General features: G+C 42.4%; 6 protein-coding genes. 5 read left to right on the forward strand and 1 reads right to left on the reverse strand.

The genetic code is table 11. The annotated features are described in order from the left end of the window. A partial coding sequence (locus BLV54_RS14335) for a winged helix-turn-helix domain-containing protein (protein WP_143032537.1) occupies positions 1-365 on the reverse strand: 365 nt, incomplete at its 3' end. 274 nt (positions 366-639) lie between these two features. Between BLV54_RS14335 and BLV54_RS16285 the strand changes: the two genes are divergently transcribed. The 5 genes from BLV54_RS16285 to BLV54_RS14355 all read left to right on the forward strand — a co-directional run bounded on the left by BLV54_RS16285 (position 640) and on the right by BLV54_RS14355 (position 4,840). Then, positions 640-795 (forward strand): hypothetical protein, encoded by a 156-nt coding sequence (locus tag BLV54_RS16285; RefSeq protein ID WP_176969795.1) that lies wholly within the window; start codon positions 640-642, stop codon positions 793-795. Positions 796-928: 133 nt separating this feature from the next. Continuing rightward, entirely contained in the window at positions 929-1,891 is a 963-nt protein-coding gene (locus tag BLV54_RS14340; protein WP_090572288.1) for a glycosyltransferase family 2 protein, read from the forward strand. A 34-nt stretch (positions 1,892-1,925) separates the two neighbouring features. Then, entirely contained in the window at positions 1,926-2,270 is a 345-nt protein-coding gene (locus tag BLV54_RS14345; protein WP_176969796.1) for a GtrA family protein, read from the forward strand. Beyond that, complete coding sequence (locus BLV54_RS14350; protein ID WP_090572290.1) at positions 2,252-3,991, forward strand: hypothetical protein; 1,740 nt, start codon at positions 2,252-2,254, stop codon at positions 3,989-3,991. Before BLV54_RS14345 ends, BLV54_RS14350 begins: the two co-directional genes overlap by 19 nt. A gap of 273 nt (positions 3,992-4,264) precedes the next feature. Next, positions 4,265-4,840 (forward strand): hypothetical protein, encoded by a 576-nt coding sequence (locus BLV54_RS14355; RefSeq protein ID WP_090572291.1) that lies wholly within the window; start codon positions 4,265-4,267, stop codon positions 4,838-4,840. Positions 4,841-5,117 lie beyond the last annotated feature (277 nt).

Below are 5,117 nucleotides of genomic sequence, written 5' to 3' on the forward strand. Positions count from 1 at the left end.
GGTCGTTCCTCTATTTTCTCTTTAAGCGGAGGGACAACTACCACTCCGCCTCGAGCCGCTCCTACCAAAACTTCATTAAGAATTTGGGCTTCCTGCTCAAGCGTGGCAATCGCACGGTTACGGAGAGCCCGTTTCGTTCGAGGTGCTTCCTCCTCGCAGCGAGCAACTCTACAGTAGCGCGTGCGCATGCTACACGTCCATCTAATGGAACGTCTAATAGCCTTCGCCGTTTCCTCTAACGACATTCCCGGTTCCAGGGGCAGCAATACCGCTTGTGCCGCCCTCAACTCCTCTGCTGTTTTTGCTGTTCTCAATAATTCCCGGGCCGTTAATAATTGATCTATTCCACTTGCTTTTCTTGCCATGATTTTTTCCTCGTAATTCATGGCTATATTGTTTCATTTCTTCATTTTTCAATGCAAATTGGAATTACATATTCGATAATCAGCAGCGTGACTATTTGTAATAGGTAGGCTTAGCAATAGGCTAAATATTATAAATTTCGCTAATAAATTCATCATTTTTTTGTTTTATTAAAATTTTACAAATCATCATGATTTATAGCGGCACTTAAGCCGAATTTTCTTTGCTTAATTCGGTTACCTTTCTGATATCAGGATCAAGTAGCAAGAACTTTCGATGCGTATTCATGGACAAAATAAAGACACCTTTGCGCGCGAAATTGATACTAATCGTCTTGGCAACAGCAATCAAGGCAGTGAACTGGTTTATTTTGCTGAATATTGGGAATCAAGGGTTATAGAGTATTTACTGACTAGGGGTGAAGCAGAATGACGCAAGAGGTGGCAATCTTATAAATCAATTCATTGATTATCAATAATCATACTCGCAACATGGGTCGACAGTAATTCAGTTGGCTCTTTAGTTGGCTCAGTAGGGTATTGAATGAAAATAGGTCATATGAGAAATGCACACTAGCATACGAAATCAGTGTTTATCTATCGTAGTTCCTTGTTTTAATGAAGGGGATGGTTTAAATGCTTTTTTCAGCAGGCTGGAATCGGTATTAACCGATCTCGGCAAGTATGATTATGAAATTGTTTGTATCGATGACGGCAGCCGCGATGACACACTGGAAGTGCTATGCCGGCATGCAGAACGTAATCCACATATTATAGTTTTAGAATTGTCGCGCAATTTTGGCAAGGAAGCTGCGCTGACAGCTGGCATTGATGCGGCAAGAGGGGATGCGGTGATACTTTTAGATGCTGATTTGCAGCATCCGCCTGAATTGATTGTAGAAATGGTGAGAAAGTGGGAGAGTGGCAGTGATGTGGTTTTAGCCAGACGCAAATCACGGGAAACGGATCATCCTTTGAAGCAGTTTTTTACACAATGGTTTTACCAACTGCATAACTGGATATCTGAGTGCACTATTCCTCGAGATGTTGGCGATTTCCGGTTAATGGATAAGCGAGTAGTCGAGGCATTAAAGCACTTGCCTGAGCGTAGGCGCTTTATGAAAGGTCTATTTGCCTGGGTGGGATTTAGGCAAAGTGTGGTTGAGTTTGTGGTTGAACCGCGCAAGTCGGGGAAATCGTCTTTTACTGTGCGTCGTTTATGGGCATTGGCACTGGAAGGCATTACTAGTTTTAGTACAGTTCCTCTGTCTGTATGGATATATATCGGTTTCTCTGTGGCAATGCTTGCATTGATTTATGGTTGTTGGATCATCATTAAAACCCTCGCATTTGGAATTGATGTTCCCAACTACGTCTCGCTACTAGCGGCAGTACTTTTTCTTGGTGGTATTCAATTAATGGGAATTGGTGTATTGGGTGAATATATCGGACGAATTTACAGTGAGAGTAAGCAGCGACCGGTGTATATCATCAGACAACGTTATGGCGGGAAAAAGCAGGATTCTTAACCGAGAAACTGGGCGGCAATTTATAGGTTTCTCTATGATTGGTGTAGTAAACACGCTTATTCACTTGATGGTTGTCATTGGATTGGTTGAATTGCTTTCTATTCATCCCGCATCTGCTAATGGTGTGGCATTTATCGGTGCTAATCTTTTTTCTTTCTGGGCAAATAGTCGCTGGTCATTTCGGGTTGCAGCAACTCACCAACGTTATATGCGTTTTTTAGCAGTATCTATCATGGGGTTGTTTGTTTCAATTCTCGCTATTAACGTAAGCGAAGCTTCGCAACTGCCCTATCTGGCAGGGGTATTGTTATCTTTTGTTTTCCTTCCCCTGATAACTTTCCTGGCGCACAGAAATTGGACATGGAAAACCTTGGATTGAGGATTAATGTACCCTATTGGGAGCGAACACTCATTCATCCTGCTACTGTGACTGTCCTTTTGGCAGTGATTTGTTTAGGGTTGCATCATAGCGCCTTATCAGGAGGGTGGCGATTCGATGATGGCGCACATTTGTATTTTGCTGCGCTGTATTCACCATGGCAGTATTTTTTTGTGCCTGAAATCATGCGTGAGCAATCATGGGCGCATATTACACCGTGGAACGCATTCTTCTATGAAATAGGGTTGCCCTTTTTTGGATTAAATCCAGCGGGTCATTATGCGCATTTACTGCTTGTTCTCTGGCTGACGTCCGTAGCCACATTCTTTTTATTGCGCTTGTGGCTAACTTCCTTGTTGGCGTTAATGGGAGCAGTTCTATTTCTTGCCATGCCAGCTACCGGTGCAATAGGGCAGATGTTGATGACCGGTCATTACGCTTATGGCTTACTTTTTTCAGTTCTGACATTTTATTTTTTTGCACGCGGTGTGCGTGAGAACAAAATTAATTTTTCGTTACTGTCCGCAGGATTTTATGTTCTTGCTTGTTGGAGCAAAGAGCTGTATGTGCCCATTATTGGCATTCTAATTTTATGGCCGGAGAGCAATTGGAAAGCACGCTTTAGTCATCTTTGGCCAACGTTGTTTGTAGCTTTTCTCTATACCATTTTTCGCCTGTTAGTCTTGCATGGCATTGGTGGGTACGGCAATCCTCCATTAACAGGTACGCTTTCAGTTTCCGATATTTTAGCCGGACTATTTTCTAATCTATTTGGTATGGAATGGAATGGGGGAGTCATCGGAGTTTATCTCTGCCTATTGATATTGCTCGCGATTGTTAGGCAAAAACAAAGATTTAATCTCCTTTTTCTGCTGGGCAGTATAGTCGTTGTTTTCATTCCGATTATACCTATGCTACAGAGAGGCTTCGCTGATGCGATATCCCCTCGGCTATTATTGCTAGCTGGCTGGTCATTGGCTGTATTGATGGCCTGGCTCACGAGTTCAAGCAGGTTGCATACGATGACCTTAATGATGGTGGCAGCAGTTTTCGTTTTTTCTCAACAAAAGATTACTGTTCAAGTTGCCAAGACAGCAAAAGTGATGGAAGAGCAGAGCCGCTTCTTGCTTGAAGAGAAAGAAGGAAGTGTGTTGTTGCCGCTCAATTTTGGCGGCCTTCACTATCTTGAGTCTATTCGAAAAGCAAATATTCTTATGGGCCGGGATAATCCACCTATTTTTCTTCGGGATGAGGAAGAGTTGATAGATTTGGGAGAAAAAGCTGGCTCAGAAGTTTATCAATTTAATGATCAATGCCAATGTATTCAGCTAATGGGACAAGAACGTTATCGGGATCGTGTAGACCGCTTTCGTTCTAGACTGGCGGCGGGCACAGACCAATTTCTAAGTATATTTCTTGAGATTCAAGATCAGGGAGTTCGTAAACTGCTCCGCTGGAAATTTTCAGGCGCTGAAGGAGATCTGAATCTTTATATTCGTGAATATGATGTGCTCTCTCTTCCTCCTTCGGGGGAGCTTATATTTGGATTGGATATTACTGGTCCTATAAAAGAAGATTTACAAGTCTATGTTCACCTCACTTCTCCTGAAGGCTGGATTGCAAGATCTCCTCTTCTCACGATAAACCCAGTAATCACTAATCAAGTCTCCTGGAGCGGAAAATCCGCAGTAGAGTGGCATTCTTCTCCAGTCATTCGCTAGAAATAATCCTTAAGTATTTATACGTATTTACTCACTTTCATAATTAGAGTTAACTAGTATAGAAAATTTATGGATATCTATCTAAATATAATCAATTACTTATTTTAATATGCTGGAGCGTCGATCATTGTGATTATTGACAATAACTTCGATACGCATTCGGGCTGCAGAGTAGAAAAAATAAGGTAACTCAGTAGCTGGATTGCTTCGATTGTAACACTCTCTCGTTTTAAATTGGCATTGACGCTGCACATATACAAAAGGAGATCAATCATGCAGCGATTAGTCCTTACACTTTGCGTAGGAGTGCTTGTAGTTATCGTTCCTGTACCAAGTAACGCCGAGCCAGTAGTGGTGACAATGTGTCCAGCGGTGAATTCTCAGAACCCTGAGCAGAATTTTGCAATTGTTCCTGGTTTTGAGAACTGTAGCACCCACGCTCAAACTAGCTGTGAAGGAAAAAAAAGAAAAGGAAGCTGCGAGCTTTTACCTACTTTCCCAGTTACCGGTTGGAAGATGCATTCTGACAAAAGCGGCAGCAAGGTCACCGCGAAATGCGTTCCGATAGCAGTTTCTGAGAAAAATGATGAACGAATGCTTAAGGTCGTCTCAAACGACAATAAAAGCGGTGTTTTTCTGGAACTACCAAATCTGAAATCTGATGCCAAGCGTATTCACTCAACATGGGTATGGGTCAGGAGCGGTCAAGTTACTATAGCGCGGCAGGGTGGAAATACACGACCTGCATCATCGAGTACTAAAGTAGATGGATGGGAGCAGCTGCGGATCTGTACCAATAAAGCAATGCCGACTGATTCTATCGTTATCAACAATCAGGTGAAGGGATGAAGTAGATTCGAGGTAGATCGGATAGAAATGCGTGGCATTCCTTAGCAAGCAGGCGTAAAAAAGATAGTAGCCTGATTGAGGTGATTAATTCCATTCTAAATCAAGCCTGACTTTGTCGGCTTCTCCTTGCCGTATTATTTATACTGTTTGCGGTTTGCCTTCGCGTCAAGTTTTATTTAGAAAACGTGAGTTCGACATAAGAAAAGAAGTAAAAGGAATCTGAATTCCTTATGATGAAGCGAATTTGGAAAAGAGTTTCATCATTAGAGGAGTCAGA

Source organism: Nitrosomonas sp. Nm33, assembly GCF_900107265.1.
Lineage (GTDB): Bacteria > Pseudomonadota > Gammaproteobacteria > Burkholderiales > Nitrosomonadaceae > Nitrosomonas.

What these genes read in the sequence shown, in the direction of transcription:
- BLV54_RS14340 (WP_090572288.1), top strand. Translation starts at nt 929, where the DNA reads ATGCACACTAGCATACGAAATCAGTGTTTATCTATCGTAGTTCCTTGT.
- BLV54_RS14345 (WP_176969796.1), top strand. Translation starts at nt 1,926, where the DNA reads ATGATTGGTGTAGTAAACACGCTTATTCACTTGATGGTTGTCATTGGA.
- BLV54_RS16285 (WP_176969795.1), top strand. Translation starts at nt 640, where the DNA reads ATGCGTATTCATGGACAAAATAAAGACACCTTTGCGCGCGAAATTGAT.
- BLV54_RS14350 (WP_090572290.1), top strand. Translation starts at nt 2,252, where the DNA reads ATGGAAAACCTTGGATTGAGGATTAATGTACCCTATTGGGAGCGAACA.
- BLV54_RS14355 (WP_090572291.1), top strand. Translation starts at nt 4,265, where the DNA reads ATGCAGCGATTAGTCCTTACACTTTGCGTAGGAGTGCTTGTAGTTATC.